The organism is Nonomuraea sp. NPDC052129 (genome assembly GCF_040680095.1).
Lineage (GTDB): Bacteria > Actinomycetota > Actinomycetes > Streptosporangiales > Streptosporangiaceae > Nonomuraea.
On the sequence record NZ_JBFAVX010000050.1, the window covers coordinates 43,656 to 61,330 of the forward strand.

Here is a 17,675-nt window from a genome sequence, read left to right on the forward strand (position 1 = left end):
AGTCGCCAGCGGGGCCTCGAAGTAGGCGGTCAGCAGGCGTACGACCCTGTTCCTTCCAGCGGAGAGCGGGAAATCCGGCTGGAGATGACACAACCCGAGATCTCGTACCGTCGCTGGTGACAGGTCCGTTTACCGCACCCGATCGCGCGTGGAATGCGCGATCGACCCGGGTGCGCGTCTGAGCACAGCCAGTGCCGCGATCGGGAGCAGCAGCAGTGTCAGCCCACCGGACAACACCAGCCCTCCAGTGCTCCCGGCCAGCTCGATCAGTGGTCCGCCGACGATCAGGCCGAGCGGGGCGGCCACCGTGGAGCCGGTCGTCCAGAGCGTGACGACCTGCTGTTGTTCGTCGGGCTCGAGCCCCGATTGCAGGAAGCTGTACGCGACAGGCGTGAACGGCGCCCACACCAGGCCGCCCAGACCAAAAACGATCAGCGCGAGAGCGAGATCGCCGACGAACGCCAGAGCGATCGGGCACATCGCCCACAGGCCGATGATGGCGATCAGCACATGACGCTGTGGAAGGTTGCGCAACTGATTGACGAGAGCGGCGCCGACGAATGCGCCAATGCCCAGCGCACCCCACATGAGACCCAGAGCGGACGCGTCGGCGTCCAGCGTCCCGCGTACGTACAGGGGAAGCGCCACCTCGATCGGCATGTAGAAGAAATTGAAGAAGAACTCGACCACCAGCAGCCGCGCGGCGACCGGTCGGCGACGCAGGATCCGCCAGCCCGATTCGCGGACTCCTGCGCGACCAGGCGCGTCACGATCTTTGGTGGCTCGGGGAACGGATACCAGGACGGCAGCCAGCAGGATCAGCGCACCACACGCGTCGAAGAAGAGCGCGACGCCCGCGCCGGTGGACGCCACGATCACTCCGCCCAGCACCGGGCCGACGATATAGAGCGCGAACGTGGAATTCAGCCCGAGTAAGCCGTTGACCGCGAACCGCCCGCTCTCGCCCGCGATGGACGTCGCCAGCAGACGTCGGCTGCTTGAGCCGGCCATCCGGAACGTCGCGCCGAAGAGGAGACCAACGATCAGCACGGGCAGCGAAAGTTGTTCGGTGACGGCCAAGACGCCGAGGATGGCGAAGGTCAGCGACCGTAAGACACAGTCGGCGATCAGGAGGGTTCGCGGCGGCACCCTCACCCGCCCCAGTCCGATGGCCAGGGCGAGGATGGTGGACAGGAGGAACGGCGCGGCCTCCACCAGCCCGATGGCGATCGCCTTGGGCACACTGCCGTGGATGGACAGCGTCTGTACGGGCATGGCCACGATGATCATGCCCGTACCTGCGTTGGCCAGGAGGTCGCCCAGCAGGAGCCCGGCCATCTGGCGGTCGCGCAGCACCGCGCGGTAGGACCGGTTGGCCTCGGGGGTCGCTCCGGCGGGCATGTGGGCTGGTCTCCTCCTCAGAGTCTGAGAGCCGTCTCGAACGTCCGGTCAGTGCCGGGTCGATGGTCTCACCGTTCCGGTCGGCTCAGCGAACTGCCGTCGCCGGTCGTGAGCCAGCCCGGCCCTGTCGAGGCTCAGCGCGACTCCTGGATGCGGATGCCGACCGTGATCCAGCGCTTCCCGTCGTATCCGATGTCATCGCGCACCTCGAAGCCGAGGATGTCGCGGTAGAAGGCCAGGGAGAGGTCGGGGTCGTCGTGCGGCAGGAAGCTCGCGTGAATGGTGATACCCATAGCGGTCAGGCTAGGCGCGGCTCGGTTACCCGCGCTTCTCGATTCCTGACCGGTCCGTTCACCTGTTTCGCCATCGCTTGCCTCTGGAGCTTGAGGGTCACTGGCCGAGATGTCAGTCCCACCAGAAGGACCAATCGTCGGAGCCGACCAGTGCTTCGGCATCGTCCTCGAAGTCTCCGCAGCCCTGCCAGATGGTGTCCGGGGCGAACGCCTCATGCTCGGCTGCCACCTGGTGGGCGTGCTCGAGCGTGGTCGGTGGTGCGGCCACGGACAGCTCAAGTGTGCTGTAACCCACGGTCACCACACGAGCCCCGAACCGCTCTTCCCACGAACGGACCACGGCCGAGATCTCCTCCGTTTCGTTGGTGTGGTTGTACGGCCCGGTCCATCCGCACAGCGTCAGCGTGTCCGCGCCGCGCGTGGCTGGGACCAGGCCGAGCAACCAGGGGCGGGCCGCGCCGAGGGACTCCGCGAGCAGTGCGGCAGCCGTGTCAGAATCCCGGCCCGGTACGCCCGGCGGTGCCAGTCCGGGCCAAGTGCCGAGCGGGCCGTCGGTCCAGAATCCGACCAGTACGTTCTCGGCGGTGAGCGCGTCGATGGCACCGATCGGCGCGGCATTGAGTTAGCGGCATGCTCCGACGTTCTTGAGCGGTTCATGACAAAACGACGCACCCTCAGGAGGCGTGCAGCGAGCCTCAGGGACCGATCAGGGAGATACCTGATGGGCGTTGATCGACGCGCTGCGGCACGCTTGCTGATCATGAGCGATCACGTGGTTCTCCTTGAGGGAGTTACCAGGACATATGGGAAAGGTGCTGCCGAGGTGGCCGCGCTGCGGCAGGTCAGCGCCGGGTTCCCCCGCGGCAGTTTCACCGCGGTGATGGGCCCGTCGGGGTCGGGGAAGAGCACGCTGCTGCAGTGCGCGGCAGGGCTGGACCGGCCGGACTCGGGCGCGGTCCTGATCGCCGGGCAGGACATCACCCGCCTGGCGGAGAAGGAGCTGGCGGTGCTCCGCCGCGACCGGATCGGCGTCATTTTCCAGGCCTTCAACCTGGTGCCCTCACTGACTGCCTGGCAGAACGTGATCCTGCCCCGCCGCCTGGCCAGGCGGCGGCCCGATCCGTCACGCGTGCGCGAGTTGCTGCACCGGGTCGGCCTGGCCGGCCGGGAGGGGCATCGCCCGGCGCAGTTGTCCGGTGGCCAGCAGCAGCGGGTGGCGATCGCCCGCGCCCTGCTCGGCAGGCCGGAGGTGCTGTTCGCCGACGAGCCGACGGGAGCGCTGGACCGCCGCACCGGGCACGAGGTGCTGGCACTGCTGCGGGAGGCGGTCGACGAATTCGGCCAGACGGTGGTGATGGTCACCCATGATCCGGAGGCGGCGGCCCGGGCGGACCGCGTGCTGTTCCTGACCGACGGGCTGATCGTCGACGTCCTGGACAGGCCCTCGGCGGACCAGATCGGCATGCGGTTGAGTGGTCGCCGGTGACACTCGTCCTCGCCTGGAACAACGTCCGGGTCAATCGAATGGGCCTCGCCGCTTCGTTCACAGCGGTCCTCCTGGCCGTGATGCTGGTGGGTGGCAGCGGGCTGGTGGTCGTCGGCGCGGGCGGAAGCGACGATCTGAACGGCGTCATGGGCTTGCTGGTGCTGTCGGCCGTGGTGTCGGGGTTCGTGTCGATCTTCGTGGTCGCGGGCATGCTGAGCCTGCACGTGCTGAGTCAGCGCAGGACCTGGGCGCTGCTGCGCTCGGTCGGCATGACGCCGCGGCAGGTGGGCCGGCTGGTCACGGCGGAGGCGCTGGTGGTGGCCGTGCTGGCGAGCGCGGCGGGCTGCGCGCTGGCCGTGCCGTACGCCACGCTGATGGCGGCGTTCATGCGGATGACCGGATTGGCGCCCGAGGGCGTCCCGGTGGAGGTCACGACGGGGCCGTTCATCCTGGCGGTGGTCGTCGGGCTGGCGGTGACGCTGCTGGCGGCCCGGTCCGCGGTACGCAAAGCGGTGGGTGTGGGCCCGCTGGAGGTGCTGCGGGAGAACGCGGCGCAGCAGCGACTGCTGCCCTGGCCCAGAGCGGTGGCCGGAGGGGTGGCGCTGGCCGGGGGCACCGTACTGCTGTTTCTGGTGCCGCTGGTCAAGGCGAAGGCCGCGGTGCCCACCGGGCTGGGGGCGACCATGGTGCTCTGCGTGGGCGCGTCCGCGCTGGGCCCGGTGGCGCTGCGCGGGATGGGCTGGCTGCTCGGGGGCGTGGTGGCCTGGCTCGACCCGGGAGCCGGGATGCTGGCCAGGTCCTCGCTGGTCACCCAGCCTCGCCGAGCGATGTCGGCCGCGTCCCCGGTGATGCTGACCGTGGCGCTGGCGTGCACCTTCCTGTTCGCCGTGGCGACCTCCGACGCGGCGGCGGGTGTCACCCGTACCGGTGCGTCGGCGTGGGCGGCCCCGATGCTGGTGGGGTCGGCGGTGGTCTACACCGTGATCTCGGTGCTCAACGCGACGGCCATGACGATGGCCGAGCGGACCGAGGAGATCCGGCTGCTGCGCAGCGTGGGGATCAAGCCTCGGCAACTGGCCAGGGCGGTGTGCTGGGAGACGCTGATCGTGACGTGCGCCGGGACGCTGCTCGGAACGGGCATCGCCGCCGCCTCGCTCACCGCGCTCGGCAAGGCCGCGACCGGCGAGGCGTGGTTCGCCTACTCCCTGCCGCAGTACGCCGGGCTGGTGCTGGTCTGCGCCGTGAGCGGCCTGGCCGGAGGACTGGCATCCACGCGGCGAGCACGGCACGGGTCGCTGCTGTCCCTTTGACGGCGTGCTAAGGCCAAGTGGGTCTCACTCAGCGACACATCGCGTCGATGAGATCCGTGAACTGCGGGAACTCGGCTCGTGCGGCAGCGACGATCTGCGTGGGGGTACGGCGGCGGCCGGCTGCGTGTCGCTCGGCGATCGCATGGAAGGCCTCATTCGGCTGGGTGGGGGAGCCGGGGTCCGTGAAGGCCTCGGCAGGCCCCAGCCCGGCGGCGAACAGCCAGAGGAGGTCGCCGAGATCCCGGGCGATCACACCTGACTCACCCTCCGAACCGATATAGACAACGGGCTGCTCGGTGATCGCCGCATCGGGCCGTACCAGCCAGAAGCCGGTGTAGTCCCCCGACCCGGTCGTACCGAAGAAGCGGAACTCGCCGCCGTCGACCTCTTGGTTGCCGGTCCACAGGCGGAACCACCACGCCGTCCGGTCAGGCTCCTCGAAGTGATCGTATGGCTCGAAGTCGCAGCCGCGGGTCTCGTCGGTCTCCTCGTCCCACTCCCACTCGAAGCCGACCTCAGCCACCTCGGCCAGGGCTGTGGGCAACGCGAGACCTTCAGGTGTGTCCGTCACCCGGAAAGGTTAAACGATCAATCGGGTCCGGTGTCCGGCGCGGTCAGAAACCGAAGCGGAACATCCGGTAGAAGTCTCTGGACGCGGGGATCATGTTCATGAGCCGGTACGTGACGCGGTAAACGCGCACGGGAATCTTCGCGTACAGCGAGGGGAAGGGGACGTCCTCGAGATACCTGAATCGCGGATTCCACCGCTCGATCTCCCGGCGGTCCCGAATCGCCGACGAGTAGGACGGATATCCCTTGCGGGCCAGCCTCTTCGACATCCGTTGTGTCAGGCGAACGACCCATGGGGCGAATCCATCGAACAGTAATTCGCCGCTGCTGAAACGGTCGGCGCACTGTTGGAGTAGCCGCTTGTTCTCGTTTTCGGTGAGGTACATCGGCAGCCCTTCGGCGATGATCAGCACCGGATACTCCGGGGGAATCTCATCCAGCCACCTCGTTTCGGTGACCGAGGAACCGACGGTGCGGTACCCGTCCGGCTCCGGATAGAGCTTGCGGCGCAGGTCGATGACATCGGGAAGGTCGACGTCGAACCAGCGGACACCGACCGGCAGGTCGAGCCGGAACGCCCGGCTGTCGAGGCCGCAGCCCAGGTGCAGCACGACGGCGTCCGGATGCCGGCGGAGGAGATCGGCGGTCCAATCGTCGAGTTGCTTGGCGCGCAATGCCAACATGAACCGGTTGGCCGCCCCGCCGCGTACCATCAATTTGCTGAAGTCGTAGTCGATACGATCCACGACGCCGGCCGCGACGTGATCCCGGAGAATCGAATCCTTCGAACGACTTTCCCAGGCCCGGAGATACAGGGTGGCGAGCATCGTCTGCTCCACGCCGGTGAAGTCGATCTTCTCCTTCATCATCTTTTTTCCTCAACGTCTTCTCCTTTTCGCCGCGCGGTAGTCCTCCCACCGCCGCATGAATTCGTCGTGTACCTCGGTGGCGGAGAACTCGCAGAAGTCGCGGAGCTCTTCGAGATGGTCCCGTTGTTCCGGGCGGCCCTCCCCGATCACCGACAGCCCGAACTCGGCCGCCTCCGCACCGGCCCCCATGCGATCAAGCTGGACCTGCAGCACGCGGGTGAAACCGCCGGGTGTGAGCCGGTAACGGTGCTCGCGGGTCGAGGAGGGCAGCCGCTCCACCAGGCCGCCTTCCTGCATGGGCCGGATGACGGTGCTGATCGACGGCTTGCTCACCCCGGGGCCTACAGGCTCTCGAGTTCTTTCAGTGCCTGCGCAGATGCCGAGCCCGGCTCGGCGGCGTACAGGTCCAGCCCGCAGCACGACGGCTCGTCGGGCAGCGTGATGAGCTCGCGGTGCAGGGTCAGTTCGCCCACGACCGGGTGGTGCAGCACGTACGTCCGGGACCGCAGCCGCGCGACCGGATGCTCGGCCCACATCCGCGCGAAGTCCGCGCTCAGTTCCCGCATGTCGCCGATGTGCGCCGCGAGTCCGGCGTCCCCGCGATGGCGCCCGAGCAGAACGCGCAGATGCGCCACGTGCTCGCGCGCGGCCCGCTCCCAACCGGTGCGGTGCAGCAGGCGCGCGGAGGGCTCGGTGAACAGCAAGTGCGAGAACGTGCGGCGGTTCTCGGGCAACGCGGGGAAGTCCCCGAACACCACCACGGCGAGTTGGTTCCAGCCGACGATCTGGGTGTGCCGGCCGATCACCAGCGCCGGCGTCGTCACGAACGACGCCAACAGGTGACGAAAGCCAAGAGGCACCTCCGGCGGGTCTCCGGCGCCCGCGCACGGCTGCGGACGCCGTGCTACCCGGTGCAGGTAGGTCAGTTCGTCGGTGTCCAGGCGCAGCGCCGCGCCGACGGCGCCCAAGATCTCGTCCGAGACGCTGTCGCCCTTGCCCTGTTCCAGACGCGTGTAGTGGGCGATGCTCACGCCCGCCAGCCGGGCCAGCTCCTCACGCCTCAGGCCCGCGACCCGGCGCGCTCGGCCGTAGTCGCGCAGCCCGACGTCCTCCGGGCGCAGACGGGCACGGCGCGACTTGAGGAACTCGCTCAGCTCGATCCGGTCGTCCACGCGACAACCCTACGTCCGGGCGTGCGGCGGGTGATCACGCCGTGAGTACGCAGGACACGGGCCTGGCCGGGCGGTCGCGGCGGCTCCACGCTGTCAGGCGAGCCACCCGGGAGCTCCTGTCCCGGAATCCACCCGAATGAATGGAGACAAGTCGTGCCCCGAACGCTCGGACTCATCGGCAGCGGAATGATCGGTTCTTCCGTTGCCCGCCTGGCCATCGCGGCCGGCCTCGAGGTTGTCCTCAGCAATTCGCGAGGGCCCGAGACCCTCGCCGAGCTCGTCGCCGAGCTGGGCGAGGGTGCTCGAGCGGCCACACCGGCAGAAGCGGCACGCGCCGCGGATCTGGTGGTGGCGGCCATCCCGCTGAACGCCTACGGGCGGCTCCCCGCCGAAGCGCTGGCCGGCAAGACGGTGCTGGACACGGCGAACTACTACCCCGAGCGGGACGGCCACCTGGCCGAGCTGGACGCGGGCGAACTGACCTCCAGCGCGCTGATCCAGCGCCACCTCGCGGACTCCCAGGTGGTCAAGGTGTTCAACACCATCACTCCACACCAGTTGTTCTCCCTCGCCCGGCCGACGGGAGCGCCGGACCGCAGCGCCCTGCCCATCGCCGGCGACGACGCGGCGGCCAAGGCAGAGACCATCCGGCTGTTGGACGTCCTCGGTTATGACGGGGTGGACATCGGCCCACTTGCCGACAGCTGGCGCAGCGAACCGAACACGCCGGTATACATCCACCCCTATCTCGGCGAAACGCCCGCCATGAACGTTGAGGCCTTCCTCCGCTGGACCCTCCAGACACCCGGCGTCGCCGTTCCCGCGGCGCAGGTCGGCAAGCTCGTCGAGATCGCGGTTCGCCAACCGGCCGGTGCGGCCAGGCTCCCGAGCGACGACTGAGTCAGCCGTCCTTCCGGCTGGTCACGTGGAGACCCGGCGAGCCGCGATCACCAGCAGGACGAGCGCGCCGACCGTCAAGATGGCGTTGCTGGTCAGGTCGACCGCCTGGCTCACGGGCTCGGTCGTGACCGGCTCCCATGGGAACGAGTGCCACGCGTACGTGAGCATGGCCCCCGCCGCGAGCGCCAGCCGGTGCGCGTCCGACCAGCCGGAGCGATGCGACCAGCGGGCCACCACCGCACCGACCGTGGCGAACAGCGCCAGGTAGATGAGCACGCTGCCCCACGTCGGAAGAGGGATCGCCAGCCATGGCGACAGGCCGGTGGGGTCAACCGCGTAGAGGAGGACGAAGATGGCCCCGGCCACCAGGGCGAAGGCGAACACCGCCCACGGGCCGGGCGCCTTCCCCTCGGCCGTGGGGGCGCTGGGGCGCAGGCGCAGGCCGAGCACGACGAGCGCGGTGACCACCACGGCCGCCCCGATGTACTGGAGTGGGCCGGTGAGCAGGCCTTTGCCGGCGGCGGTGGTGGCGGTGCCGAGCACGGAGTAGAGCGCGAAGATCACGGCCACGGTCCAGAAACCGCGCTTCTTCAGCCAGGGCGTGGTGCGGCGGGAGCCGGCCAGCGTCTCCATGATCGCGATCGGGACGCTGATGCTCCAGATGGTGTGCACGCCCGCCATGAACATGATCCACGGCAGCGCCGTCCCCAGCGCGGGCATGTAGCCGTAGTCGAGAATGCGGGTGTCGGCCCAGTTCTCGTCCCAGAGCGTCTGGGTGAGGAACGCCTCCTCGAACATCCCGTACGCCAGCCCGAACGCCAGCATGGCCGGCCAGCCGCGCCCGGTCCGCCGGACCGCCTCGCGGATGAACAGGGCGCCGGCTCCGTACAGGGGGATCATGGAGAGGAGCACGGCGACGTTGGTGATCGGGAAGTTCCCCATCAGGAACTCCGCGACCAGCGGCGCCAGGAGCAACAGCCCGATGGTGGGCGCCGCGCGTACGAGTCGCGGGTTCCGCTGAATTGTCGTCACAGGTACATCCGGACGGGGAGCTTGGCCAGGCGCCAGGACATCGGCATGTACTCCCGCTCCGGCTCACCGGCCAGGGCCAGGTCGGGGAAACGGCGGAACAGCGCGTTGAACGCGATCTCCGCCTCGCCGCGCGCCAGCGCCGCGCCCAGGCAGTAGTGCAGCCCGTGGCCGAAGCCCACGTGCGTCTCACGCCGGGAGTCCTGCTCACGGGTCACGTCGAGCCGTAACGGGTCGTCGAAGCGGCGCGGGTCGTAGTTGGCGCTGACCAAGATGGGGATGACGCCTTCACCCTTCTTGATCGTCTGCCCGTCGATCTCGATGTCCTCGGCCGCGTACCGCATCTGGGTGCCGTGGACGGGCCCGCACCAGCGCATCAGCTCGTGTACGGCACGCGGCCACAGCCCCGGGTCCTTCTTCACCAGCTCGAGCTGGTCGGGGTGGGAGAGCAGGGCCAGGGTGCCGTTGCCGATCAGGTGAGTGGTCGTCTCGTGACCGGCCAGGATGAGGGTGACGAGCATGGTGACCAGTTCGCGGTCGCTCAGCCGGTCGCCGTCCTCGTCGTGGGCACGGATCAACGCCGACAGCAGGTCGTCGCCCGGTTCCGCGCGCCGCCGTTCGATCAGGTCCTGGGCCAGCTCGACCATCCCCCACAGCGGTGCGTTCGCCGCGCCGGGAGTGAGGGTCATCAGGGCCTGCCCCTGGTCACGCCAGGCGGAACGGTCCTCCTCGGGTACGCCGACCAGCTCGCAGATCACCGTGATGGGCAGCGGGTAGGCGAAGTTCTCGATCAGTTCGGTCTCGTTGTCCAACTGGTCGAGCAGCGCCTCGGTGAGCTCGGCCATGCGGGGGCGCAGGTCGATGACCCGGCGGGCGGTGAACTCGCGGGAGACCAGGCGGCGCAGCCGGAGGTGGTCGGCGCCGTCCACGTCCAGGATGCTGTCGAGGATGTACGGGGCCAGCTCCGGGTCGATGCCCCTGGCCGCGATCATCTGCTCGCGGATGTTGCCCACATCCATCCCGGGCACGCTCGCCGGGCTGTTGACGAACCGGGTGTCGCTGAGCACGTTCTTCACGGCCTCGTAGCGGGTGATCAGCCACATCGGGGTGACCGCTCCGGAGAAAGAGCCCTTGACCATCGGCCCCTCCTCCCGGATTCGAGCGAAGCCGCCGAAAGGGTCCTGCATGAGTGCCGGATCTATCAGGTTGACGACATTCACGATGCCTCCACTCAGGTGAAGCTCAGGTGAGTTTCTGTCGGCCGATCTCCTCGACCAGCAGTTCGCGCATGTTCCGGTAGAGCTCGAGCACTTGCGGTACGGCGCCGCGCACACGCGCGGCCGCGTCGGGGGTTTCGAAGGTCGACCTGACGGTGTACGCGATCAGGTCGCCCCTGGCCGCCAGCGAGATCTCGTCGTCCGTCCGGTACGGATCGATCATCAGGAACCCGCTGAGGATCGCGGTGTAGGCGTGCAGGAGCGCCTCGGGCGCCAGGTCGTCGCGGACGACACCGTGCTCGCGCATGACCTCGAAGTAATCGGCGATCGTCCGCACGCGCGCCTTCATGAGCGGGCCGACATGCTCGGCGCCGCTGCGGGCGAGCGCACCGAGCGTCTCGGGGTCCCCGGTGATGATCAGGTGGACGATCGGGTCCTCGTGCACCAACTGGTACGCCTGCCTGGCCAGCTCGCTCGGGAGCACGTGGGACGGGTCGGCTTGGAAGGCGGCCAGGAACCGGTCGAGCAGCCGCGCCTGCTCACGCAACAACACGGTGAGAAACAGCACCTCTTTGGTGTTGAAGTGCAGGTAGACCGTCCCCTTGCCGATGCCGGCCCGGCGCGCGACATCCTCGATCGTCACCCGCCGGTATCCCCACGAGACCAGCAGCTCCGCGGCGGTTTCCAGGATCCAGTCGGCCCGCTCGTCGCTCATCACATCTCCTCAATGACCCGTTGACCGGATTCTCGAATCGGGTCACACGGTCAAAGGTACACCTGGGGGTGGCTTGCCGCGAGGAGTGGGGTGGCCAGAAATCCAGGAAATGGCAGCAGGACGCCGATGAAGCAGGGCCAGAGCGCGCGGGCCGGGCCTCGCGAAATCGCGGGCCAGACGGCGTGGTCAGTTCGTCCCTGTGGGGACGTGCTAGCCGACGTGCGGGGGCGGTGGCGGAAGGGTGAGGGCGGCGCGGACCGCGGCTTTCAGCCGTTCCCGGCTGTCGGCGCTGATCTCGGGCTGACCATCTACGGACGGCTCGGTCAACGTCCGGCGGAACACAGCCGTCGGCAGATCGACCACGCACAGCGTCATCACCTCGACGCCCGCCCTGTCGGCGCGGTCCCACAGCGCCCTCGACAACCTAACCAGGAGCATGATCAGCCGCTTGTCCAGGGCGAACATCGCGTCAGCCAGTTCCTCCGGCACCTGGGGACCGAGCAACTGGTCGCGTCGCATCGTCATCAGCATCCGCGCCGCCGTGGGCCGCCGGTCGGCGAACACCGCGGGCGCGCTCGCCGCCGCCACCACTGCCTCGACCGCCGCCTCCCGGCCGTCCCCCCGCACCGCGTCGACGAGCTCGATCTGCAGATCCAGGAAGTCTTCCGCCGCCCTCAGCCACAGCCGCCCGAGCAGCACCGGCAGCGACCCGAACGCGTGGTAGATCGCCCCGTTCGACACCCCGGAGGCCGCCGCCAGCCCGCGCACCGTCAAACCATCTGGCCCGCCGTCGACCACCAGTCGCTCGGCGACATCCAGCAAGTGATCCAGATCATGAATCCGAGGACGAGGCACGCCCACCAGAATAACAGAGCAAGTGATCTGGAACTGTGTATCTTGGACACATTCTCGCGGGCAGAGCGAGTACGCCACCCGCGAGGTCGACCCCTCCTAGCCATACGAGGTCACATCGAATGTCCAAACCCGTAAACCGGGCGTTAGCCCGTGCCAGAACCCTGGCAGCGCTGGTCCTGCTCACCGTGCTGGGCTCGTTGCTCACCGCGCCCGCCGCGTCCGCCGCGGCGGACGCGCCCATGCTGCCCCTGTTCGTACGCAGGGCGAGCGACGGCCACCTGCTCGCCTATGAGCCCAAGAGCACCGGCGGCCTCGAGGCCGCCGTCGACCTCGGCGGCGGCTTCTCCGCGGCGACCGCGATCCTGCGCGCCACCACCTCCGAGAACGGCACCAGGAACGACCTGTTCTTCCGTCTGGGCGGCGAGCTCTACTACACCGCCGAGCGCGGCACCTCGACCATGCCGGTCGCCTCGAACATGGACCAGTACAACCTGATCATGACCCCGGGCAACATGGGCAGCAGCGCCTCGCCCGAGATCATCGCGCGGGACACGGCCGGCGCCCTGTGGCTCTACCCGGGCCGCTCCGACGGAGGCCTCTCGGGCCGCGTGCAGGCCGGGACCGCCGGCTGGAACGGCATGGACGCCCTGGCGGGCTACGGCGACTACACCGGCGACGGCAAGAACGACCTGCTGGCCAGGAACACCGCGGGCACCCTCTACATCTATCCGGGGACCGGCGGCATCACCGCCGACCAGATCCTGGGCGCCCGCATCAGCGCGGGCACCGGCTGGGACGCCTACACCGCCCTGGTCTCCACCGGCGACAACAACGGGGACGGCAAGGCCGACCTGATCGCCCGCGACTCCGCCGGCGCGCTGTGGCTCTTCAAGGGCACCGGCGTCTCCTCGGCCCCCTTCGCCGCCAAATTGAAGATCGGCAACGCGGGCTGGAACGCCTTCAACGCCTTCTTCTGAGCACATCCATCCCCATTCCAGCGGCTGAAAGCTGACCATGCACACCAACACCTCTTCATCGCGCCGTGCCCGGCGCCCTCTTTTAGGACGGCTGCGCGCCACCGCCGCGGCCCTCACCTCCGTCGGCGTCGTGATCGCCGGCGTGCAGTTCGCGCCCCTGCCCGGCGCCGGCCCGGCGCTCGCCTTCGCCGACGCCGCCTTCGCTGACGCCGCCGAGTACGACCTCGCGCACGCCGCGTCGGTCCGCGCGGCCCAGTGCCTGCTCACCGCCGTACAGCGCAAGGGCGGCCAGGACCTGAAGGCCGTCGCCCGCGCCGGGCTGGGCGGCACGGACGACATCCTGCTGCGCAACGCCGCCCCCGACTACGAGACCACCCCGTCGACCCCGCTGCACACCGCCTATGAGCAGGACGAAGAGCGGGCCTCGACCAAGCTGGACGAGCTTCAGGACCGGCACACCGTCTGGGAGGAGTCGCTCAACGTCCCGCCTCCGTCGGGTTATACGAACGTCTCGTTCCAGTGGATCGAGCAGAAGGACAACCCGTTCACCAAGGTAGGCCTTTCGTCTTGGGTCGACGGCCAGTACTGGCGGGAAGAGGAGGACCTCTACGCCGACCAGACCCCGCTGGCCGCCAAGGAGTCCGTGGACGCGGTCAACGCGATCGCCAAGGAGCGTTACCCCGCGAACGGCGACGACGACAAGGGGCGGGACGCGTGGAAGGACATGTCCTTCCTGCACCCCATGTACGCCGACGACGCGCGGGCCTTCCTGGAGCGCGGCGGCTTCCCAACAAGCGCGCCCGATCCGGACAGCATGGAGTTCCGGGTCGACGTCGAGAACCTCAAGGCCCGCTACGCCTCCTGCGCCACCGACAACCCGCCGGACCCGCACGAGGTGCTGACCTCTGAGTTCGCCACGGCCTCGGCGGAGTGGCAGCAGGAGGTCGACGGCCAGCGCGCCCAGCGTGACACCATCCTCAGCGAGGAGGCCCAGGCCGCCGCCGACCTCCAGGTCGCCACCCAGGCCCTCGGTGAGGCCCTCGGGCAGTCGACCATCGGGGTCCGGCTGGCCGACTGGCAGGCCTACTGGCTCAAGCAGCCGTCCGGAACCCCGTCCTATCCGAGCGCCGCGGTGTTCGCCAAGGTCAAGAACGACATCGTCAAGGCACAGGCGATGGCGCTGGGCCGGGTGTTCGTCGCCTCGCGCGCCGCCCAGTCGGCGCAGCGGCACGCCACCGCCGCCGTCGCGGCTCAGCAGGCCGCGTATGCGATCGCCGACGCCGCCGGGCTGCCCCGGGGCCGCGGCCTGCTCTACGGCCAGCAGGCGGTGCAGGTCACCCGGGCTTCGGCCGCGGCCACGCTGGCCGTTTCGAAGGCGACCGAGACGGCCTCCAACGCCACTCGTGCCTCTGCCGCGGACAGTAAGACGCTGATGGCGCTGGCCGAGACGCAGGCGCACGCTTCGCGGGCGGAGTTCCGGCGGATGGCCGCCGAGGAGGCGGCCGCGCAGGCCAAGGCCGCCGCCGAAGGCGCGGCGACGCAGGCGGCTTTGGCGGCGGAGAACGCGGCCAAGGCCAAGAGCGCTCAGGCCAGGGCCGAGGCCGCCGAGCAGACGGCGAAGGCGGCCGCGGCCGACGCCCGCGCCAAGCGGCAGATCGCCGAGGCCGAGCGCGACAACGCCAAGACACAGAAGGAGATCGCCGCCAGGGAGCGGGCCAACGCCGCCGCAGCGGAGAGCACGGCCCAAAACCAGCGGCAGATCGCGGCCTCAAGGCTCGGCGACGCGCAGACCGCCGGTGCCACCGCCGCGAGCAAGAAGGACGAGGCGGTCGAGGCAGAACGCAGAGCCACCACCGCGCGCAGCGACGCGATCGCCGCGGAACGCCGGCGCGACATCCTGTCCGCGCAGGCAGCGGCGGCCGAGGCACAGGCCGCAGCGGACGAGGGAACGGCCGACGCTGCCGCCTCCCGCGCCGCCGCGACCCAGGCGCGGTCGGCCGCGACCGCCGCGACGACCGCCGCGACCAACGCCCGCGCCGCCGCCAACGAGGCCACCTCGGCCGCAGCCTCGGCCCGCGAGGCGGCCACCCGCGCCGAGGCCTCTGCGGCCCGCGCCCGGTCCGCCTCCGACGCGGCCCAGCGCGACGTGGCGATCACCAACGCGTCGGTCATGAAGGCCCACGCGGCGGCGGCCGACGCCATCAAGGCTTCGTGGGACGCCTCCATCAACGTCCGCGACGCCAAGGCCTACGCCGACACCGCCAAGGCCAACGCGGTCAAGGCCAGGGCCGACGCCGTCGTCGCGCGCAAGGAGGCCGACGCCGCGCACGTCAGCGCGGTCAAGACCGCCGGGTTCGCCTACGCCACCGCCCAGGCGGCGCTCGCCGCCCGCGACTCCGCCGTACAGGTGATCAAACCGGCCAACGACGCCATCGAGCTGGGCTCCCCGTACAAGGAGACCGACGCCTCGGCGGGCTTGGCCGTGCTGACCGCGCAGGCGTCCAAGACGCTGGCCGCCCAGCAGGCCGCCGTCGCCCAGGCCAAGGCCGCCCAGGCGGACAAGGCGGCGAAGGAGGCAGCCGCCCTCGCGGCCCAGGCCGACGCCGACGCCAAGGCGGCCGCCACCGCAGCGTCCCAGGCGGCGGGCTCCGCGGCCAGGGCGGTGGCCTCGCTCGCCCAGGCCCAGGCTTCGGCGGCCGAGGCGAAGACGGCGGCAAGCGCGGCGGTGAAGGCCGAGGCCAACACCGTCGAGTACGACCGCCAGGCCACCGCGGACGCCGCGGCGGCCGCATCGGCCGCCGACGCCGCCGACGAGTACGCCGGCGAGGCCCGTGATTCGGCCGACGAGGCCGAACGCGACGCCGCCTCCGCCCGCGAGGCCGCCGGCGCGGCCGAGAACGACGCGGCCAAGGCCCGCGACGTCGCCACCCAGGCCGAGGCGGACGCGACCACTGCCGAGACCGCGGCCGCCAACGCCCGGCAGGCGGCCAAGGACGCCCAGGACGCCGCCACCCGCACCGAGACCGCCAAGGAAGCCAGCGACCTGAACGACCAGGTGGCGGCCAACGCGAACGTCCTGACGTACTTCGAGTTCAACGACAAGAGTTACATCGAGCCGCTCAGCGACTGCGTGGGCACCGGTGGCTGCGACATCAGGCTGCACGTGCATCTCGAAGGCACGGCCTACTACATGGTGCTGTCGGACTGCCAGTACTCCTCGGACGGCTCCTGCACCGGCTCGTACTTCCCGGTGGGGAACGAGCCGTTCACGCGCGACTATGAGACGACCCGGCACTTCACCCAGCAGGAGCTGATGGCCGGTGCGCTGCGGAACCTGCTGAAGATCATCACGCACGACTTCACCGAGTGCGCCAAGCTCAAAGTCGGCAACTGCCTGATGGCGGCGGCGTTCTTCGTCCCGCCGGACAAGATCGTCGAGGTCGCCCGGAAGATCATCGCCCTCGAGACGGCGATGCGCACCGGCATCGGTCTCGACGCCGCCGTCGAAGCGCTGAGGGCATCGGTCGCCAGCGGCGAGGTCGCGCCGAAGGCACTGACAACGGCGGTGGCCCGCTTGGAAGTCATCACCGGAACGACGGCCACCGGCACGAAAAGCGAGCAATTCGCCAAGCTGGCGCACACCTTCGACCTGGGCTTCGACGCCGGCCGCGGGTTCCGGGCCGACGAGGCGGCGTCCGCCACGCTGTTCGAGGCGCAGTCGAGTGTCAGGCTCAGTCGTTACACGCCGCCCAAGCCCGGGCCCGGCCAGCCGACCCCGTCCAACCCTGACTGGGTCGGCTCCAACGGCCTGACGTATGACGCCATGGGGCACGACCTCACCCCGCAGCGCTTCGCCGATCACTGGGCGGGCAACGGCGGCAACCTGAAGGCGACCATCGCCAAGCATGTCAACAAGGCCGACGTGACGATCTTCGACATGTCGAAACTGGGGGCCTCCGAGCTCGCTACGCTCAGGGCCTACTACCAGGAGATGGGCTGGTCCAGCAAGGTCTCCTTCGTCGGTATCCACTGAGGGGGTGGTGCGCATGAGCAGGGACATCAGTGTCTCGGCGGAGTATGTCTGGCCCGCGTCCACGGGCCTGTCCTCGTGGGTTGTGGACTACCTCAAGGAACGGGTCCACGACGAGTCCGTCTGGTCGTACGCCGACCAGGCCGGTTTCGAGGAGTTGCACAACTTCCGCGTGTACGATCTGCCGGAGCCTGGCCGTCACGAGGTGCTGAGGGTCCTGGCCGAGGAGGTCCCGGCCGTCTATGAGGCGCGCGTGCGCGATCCGCAGTACGAGGCACACCTCGCCGGCGAGGTCCATCATCTGGAGATCCTGGCCATGATGGCCGCCGAGGTGCTGCGGGAGCTGGATGAGAGGAGCACGGAGTGAACCTCTACAGCGTCTCCATCTCACCCGACTACAGCTGGCTGATGTACTCCGGCTCGGAACCCATGTTCGGCCTGATGGTGGCGGCCCTCCGTGAAGGGGTGCCGGGGCTCGGGGAACTCACCGTCGTGCCCCGGCACGACGGTCCCGGCGGGGCCGGCCTCCACCTCAATCTGCTGACGTTGCCGCCCGGCCAGTACCGGGCGGCGCTCAGGGTGCTCGCCGACCAGGCGGTGCCGAGGGCGCGGGAAGCGCTCTACGGCGGCGAGCTGTCGTCCGCTTACGAGAAACACGGCGGGTCGGCCGACGGCCGGATCGAGGCGCTGGGCGACATGAAGACCGTGGCGCTGATCGCCAGGAACGTGCTGGCCAGGATGGCCGAGGACGTGGCGAGATCCGCCGATGGGAAGGGAACCGCCTGAGCCACGCCGCCTCCAGGCGGATTGAGACCGGCGGACGCCGCGCCGGTGCGCGTTGATAGCGCGCA

The 17,675-nt window shown here is 69.6% G+C and carries 17 protein-coding genes and 1 pseudogene; 7 read left to right on the forward strand and 11 right to left on the reverse strand.

Going from position 1 to position 17,675, the window contains the following annotated elements; genetic code table 11:
* Window positions 1-129: 129 nt before the first annotated feature.
* From AB0L53_RS55200 to AB0L53_RS55210, 3 genes and pseudogenes are all read right to left on the reverse strand, one after another.
* Window positions 130-1,401 carry an MFS transporter gene (locus AB0L53_RS55200; RefSeq protein WP_364013802.1) on the reverse strand — a complete coding sequence of 424 codons (1,272 nt, stop codon included), beginning with the start codon at window positions 1,399-1,401 and terminating at the stop codon, window positions 130-132.
* A gap of 158 nt (window positions 1,402-1,559) precedes the next feature.
* A pseudogene (locus tag AB0L53_RS55205) lies at window positions 1,560-1,694 on the reverse strand (VOC family protein); the annotation flags it as partial.
* 112 nt (window positions 1,695-1,806) lie between these two features.
* Window positions 1,807-2,136 (reverse strand): DUF4253 domain-containing protein, encoded by a 330-nt coding sequence (locus tag AB0L53_RS55210; protein ID WP_364013805.1) that lies wholly within the window; start codon window positions 2,134-2,136, stop codon window positions 1,807-1,809.
* 318 nt (window positions 2,137-2,454) lie between these two features.
* Here AB0L53_RS55210 and AB0L53_RS55215 point away from each other — a divergent pair, with 318 nt between their 5' ends.
* Window positions 2,455-3,180: an ABC transporter ATP-binding protein gene (locus AB0L53_RS55215; RefSeq protein WP_364013808.1), complete on the forward strand. Its 726-nt coding sequence runs from the start codon at window positions 2,455-2,457 to the stop codon at window positions 3,178-3,180.
* The gene (locus AB0L53_RS55220) at window positions 3,177-4,490 is read left to right on the forward strand and encodes an ABC transporter permease (RefSeq protein ID WP_364013811.1); all 1,314 of its coding nucleotides are present in this window, start codon (window positions 3,177-3,179) and stop codon (window positions 4,488-4,490) included. Before AB0L53_RS55215 ends, AB0L53_RS55220 begins: the two co-directional genes overlap by 4 nt.
* A gap of 28 nt (window positions 4,491-4,518) precedes the next feature.
* Here the strand turns inward: AB0L53_RS55220 and AB0L53_RS55225 are convergent, their stop codons facing one another.
* Genes AB0L53_RS55225 through AB0L53_RS55240 form a run of 4 tightly spaced genes read right to left on the reverse strand, consistent with a single transcriptional unit; the run spans window position 4,519 to window position 7,101 of the window.
* A complete protein-coding gene (locus AB0L53_RS55225; protein WP_364013814.1) occupies window positions 4,519-5,061 on the reverse strand; it encodes an SMI1/KNR4 family protein in 543 nt (180 codons plus the stop codon).
* A gap of 43 nt (window positions 5,062-5,104) precedes the next feature.
* A complete protein-coding gene (locus AB0L53_RS55230; protein ID WP_364013817.1) occupies window positions 5,105-5,929 on the reverse strand; it encodes a class I SAM-dependent methyltransferase in 825 nt (274 codons plus the stop codon).
* 9 nt (window positions 5,930-5,938) lie between these two features.
* Window positions 5,939-6,262 carry a hypothetical protein gene (locus tag AB0L53_RS55235; RefSeq protein WP_364013820.1) on the reverse strand — a complete coding sequence of 108 codons (324 nt, stop codon included), beginning with the start codon at window positions 6,260-6,262 and terminating at the stop codon, window positions 5,939-5,941.
* An 8-nt stretch (window positions 6,263-6,270) separates the two neighbouring features.
* Window positions 6,271-7,101, reverse strand: a complete 831-nt coding sequence (locus AB0L53_RS55240) for a helix-turn-helix transcriptional regulator (RefSeq protein WP_364013823.1) — start codon at window positions 7,099-7,101, stop codon at window positions 6,271-6,273.
* A gap of 153 nt (window positions 7,102-7,254) precedes the next feature.
* Here AB0L53_RS55240 and AB0L53_RS55245 point away from each other — a divergent pair, with 153 nt between their 5' ends.
* On the forward strand, window positions 7,255-8,001 hold the full coding sequence (locus tag AB0L53_RS55245; protein WP_364013826.1) for an NAD(P)-binding domain-containing protein: 747 nt from the start codon (window positions 7,255-7,257) through the stop codon (window positions 7,999-8,001).
* 21 nt (window positions 8,002-8,022) lie between these two features.
* Here the strand turns inward: AB0L53_RS55245 and AB0L53_RS55250 are convergent, their stop codons facing one another.
* From AB0L53_RS55250 to AB0L53_RS55265, 4 genes are all read right to left on the reverse strand, one after another.
* The gene (locus AB0L53_RS55250; protein ID WP_364013829.1) at window positions 8,023-9,033 is read right to left on the reverse strand and encodes a hypothetical protein; all 1,011 of its coding nucleotides are present in this window, start codon (window positions 9,031-9,033) and stop codon (window positions 8,023-8,025) included.
* Window positions 9,030-10,250 (reverse strand): cytochrome P450, encoded by a 1,221-nt coding sequence (locus tag AB0L53_RS55255; RefSeq protein ID WP_364013832.1) that lies wholly within the window; start codon window positions 10,248-10,250, stop codon window positions 9,030-9,032. The genes AB0L53_RS55250 and AB0L53_RS55255 overlap by 4 nt, the downstream gene beginning before the upstream one ends.
* Window positions 10,251-10,272: 22 nt before the next feature.
* Window positions 10,273-10,962, reverse strand: coding sequence for a helix-turn-helix domain-containing protein (locus AB0L53_RS55260; protein WP_364013835.1), 690 nt, complete (start codon window positions 10,960-10,962; stop codon window positions 10,273-10,275).
* A gap of 210 nt (window positions 10,963-11,172) precedes the next feature.
* Window positions 11,173-11,817, reverse strand: coding sequence for a helix-turn-helix domain-containing protein (locus AB0L53_RS55265; protein ID WP_364013838.1), 645 nt, complete (start codon window positions 11,815-11,817; stop codon window positions 11,173-11,175).
* Window positions 11,818-11,936: 119 nt separating this feature from the next.
* Between AB0L53_RS55265 and AB0L53_RS55270 the strand changes: the two genes are divergently transcribed.
* The 4 genes from AB0L53_RS55270 to AB0L53_RS55285 are packed head-to-tail and all read left to right on the forward strand — an operon-like array spanning window position 11,937 to window position 17,610.
* Complete coding sequence (locus AB0L53_RS55270; RefSeq protein WP_364013841.1) at window positions 11,937-12,794, forward strand: FG-GAP-like repeat-containing protein; 858 nt, start codon at window positions 11,937-11,939, stop codon at window positions 12,792-12,794.
* 37 nt (window positions 12,795-12,831) lie between these two features.
* Window positions 12,832-16,827, forward strand: coding sequence for a hypothetical protein (locus tag AB0L53_RS55275; RefSeq protein WP_364013844.1), 3,996 nt, complete (start codon window positions 12,832-12,834; stop codon window positions 16,825-16,827).
* A gap of 13 nt (window positions 16,828-16,840) precedes the next feature.
* Window positions 16,841-17,191 (forward strand): hypothetical protein, encoded by a 351-nt coding sequence (locus AB0L53_RS55280; RefSeq protein ID WP_364013847.1) that lies wholly within the window; start codon window positions 16,841-16,843, stop codon window positions 17,189-17,191.
* Window positions 17,188-17,610: a hypothetical protein gene (locus AB0L53_RS55285; RefSeq protein ID WP_358548373.1), complete on the forward strand. Its 423-nt coding sequence runs from the start codon at window positions 17,188-17,190 to the stop codon at window positions 17,608-17,610. The genes AB0L53_RS55280 and AB0L53_RS55285 overlap by 4 nt, the downstream gene beginning before the upstream one ends.
* Window positions 17,611-17,675: the final 65 nt, after the last annotated feature.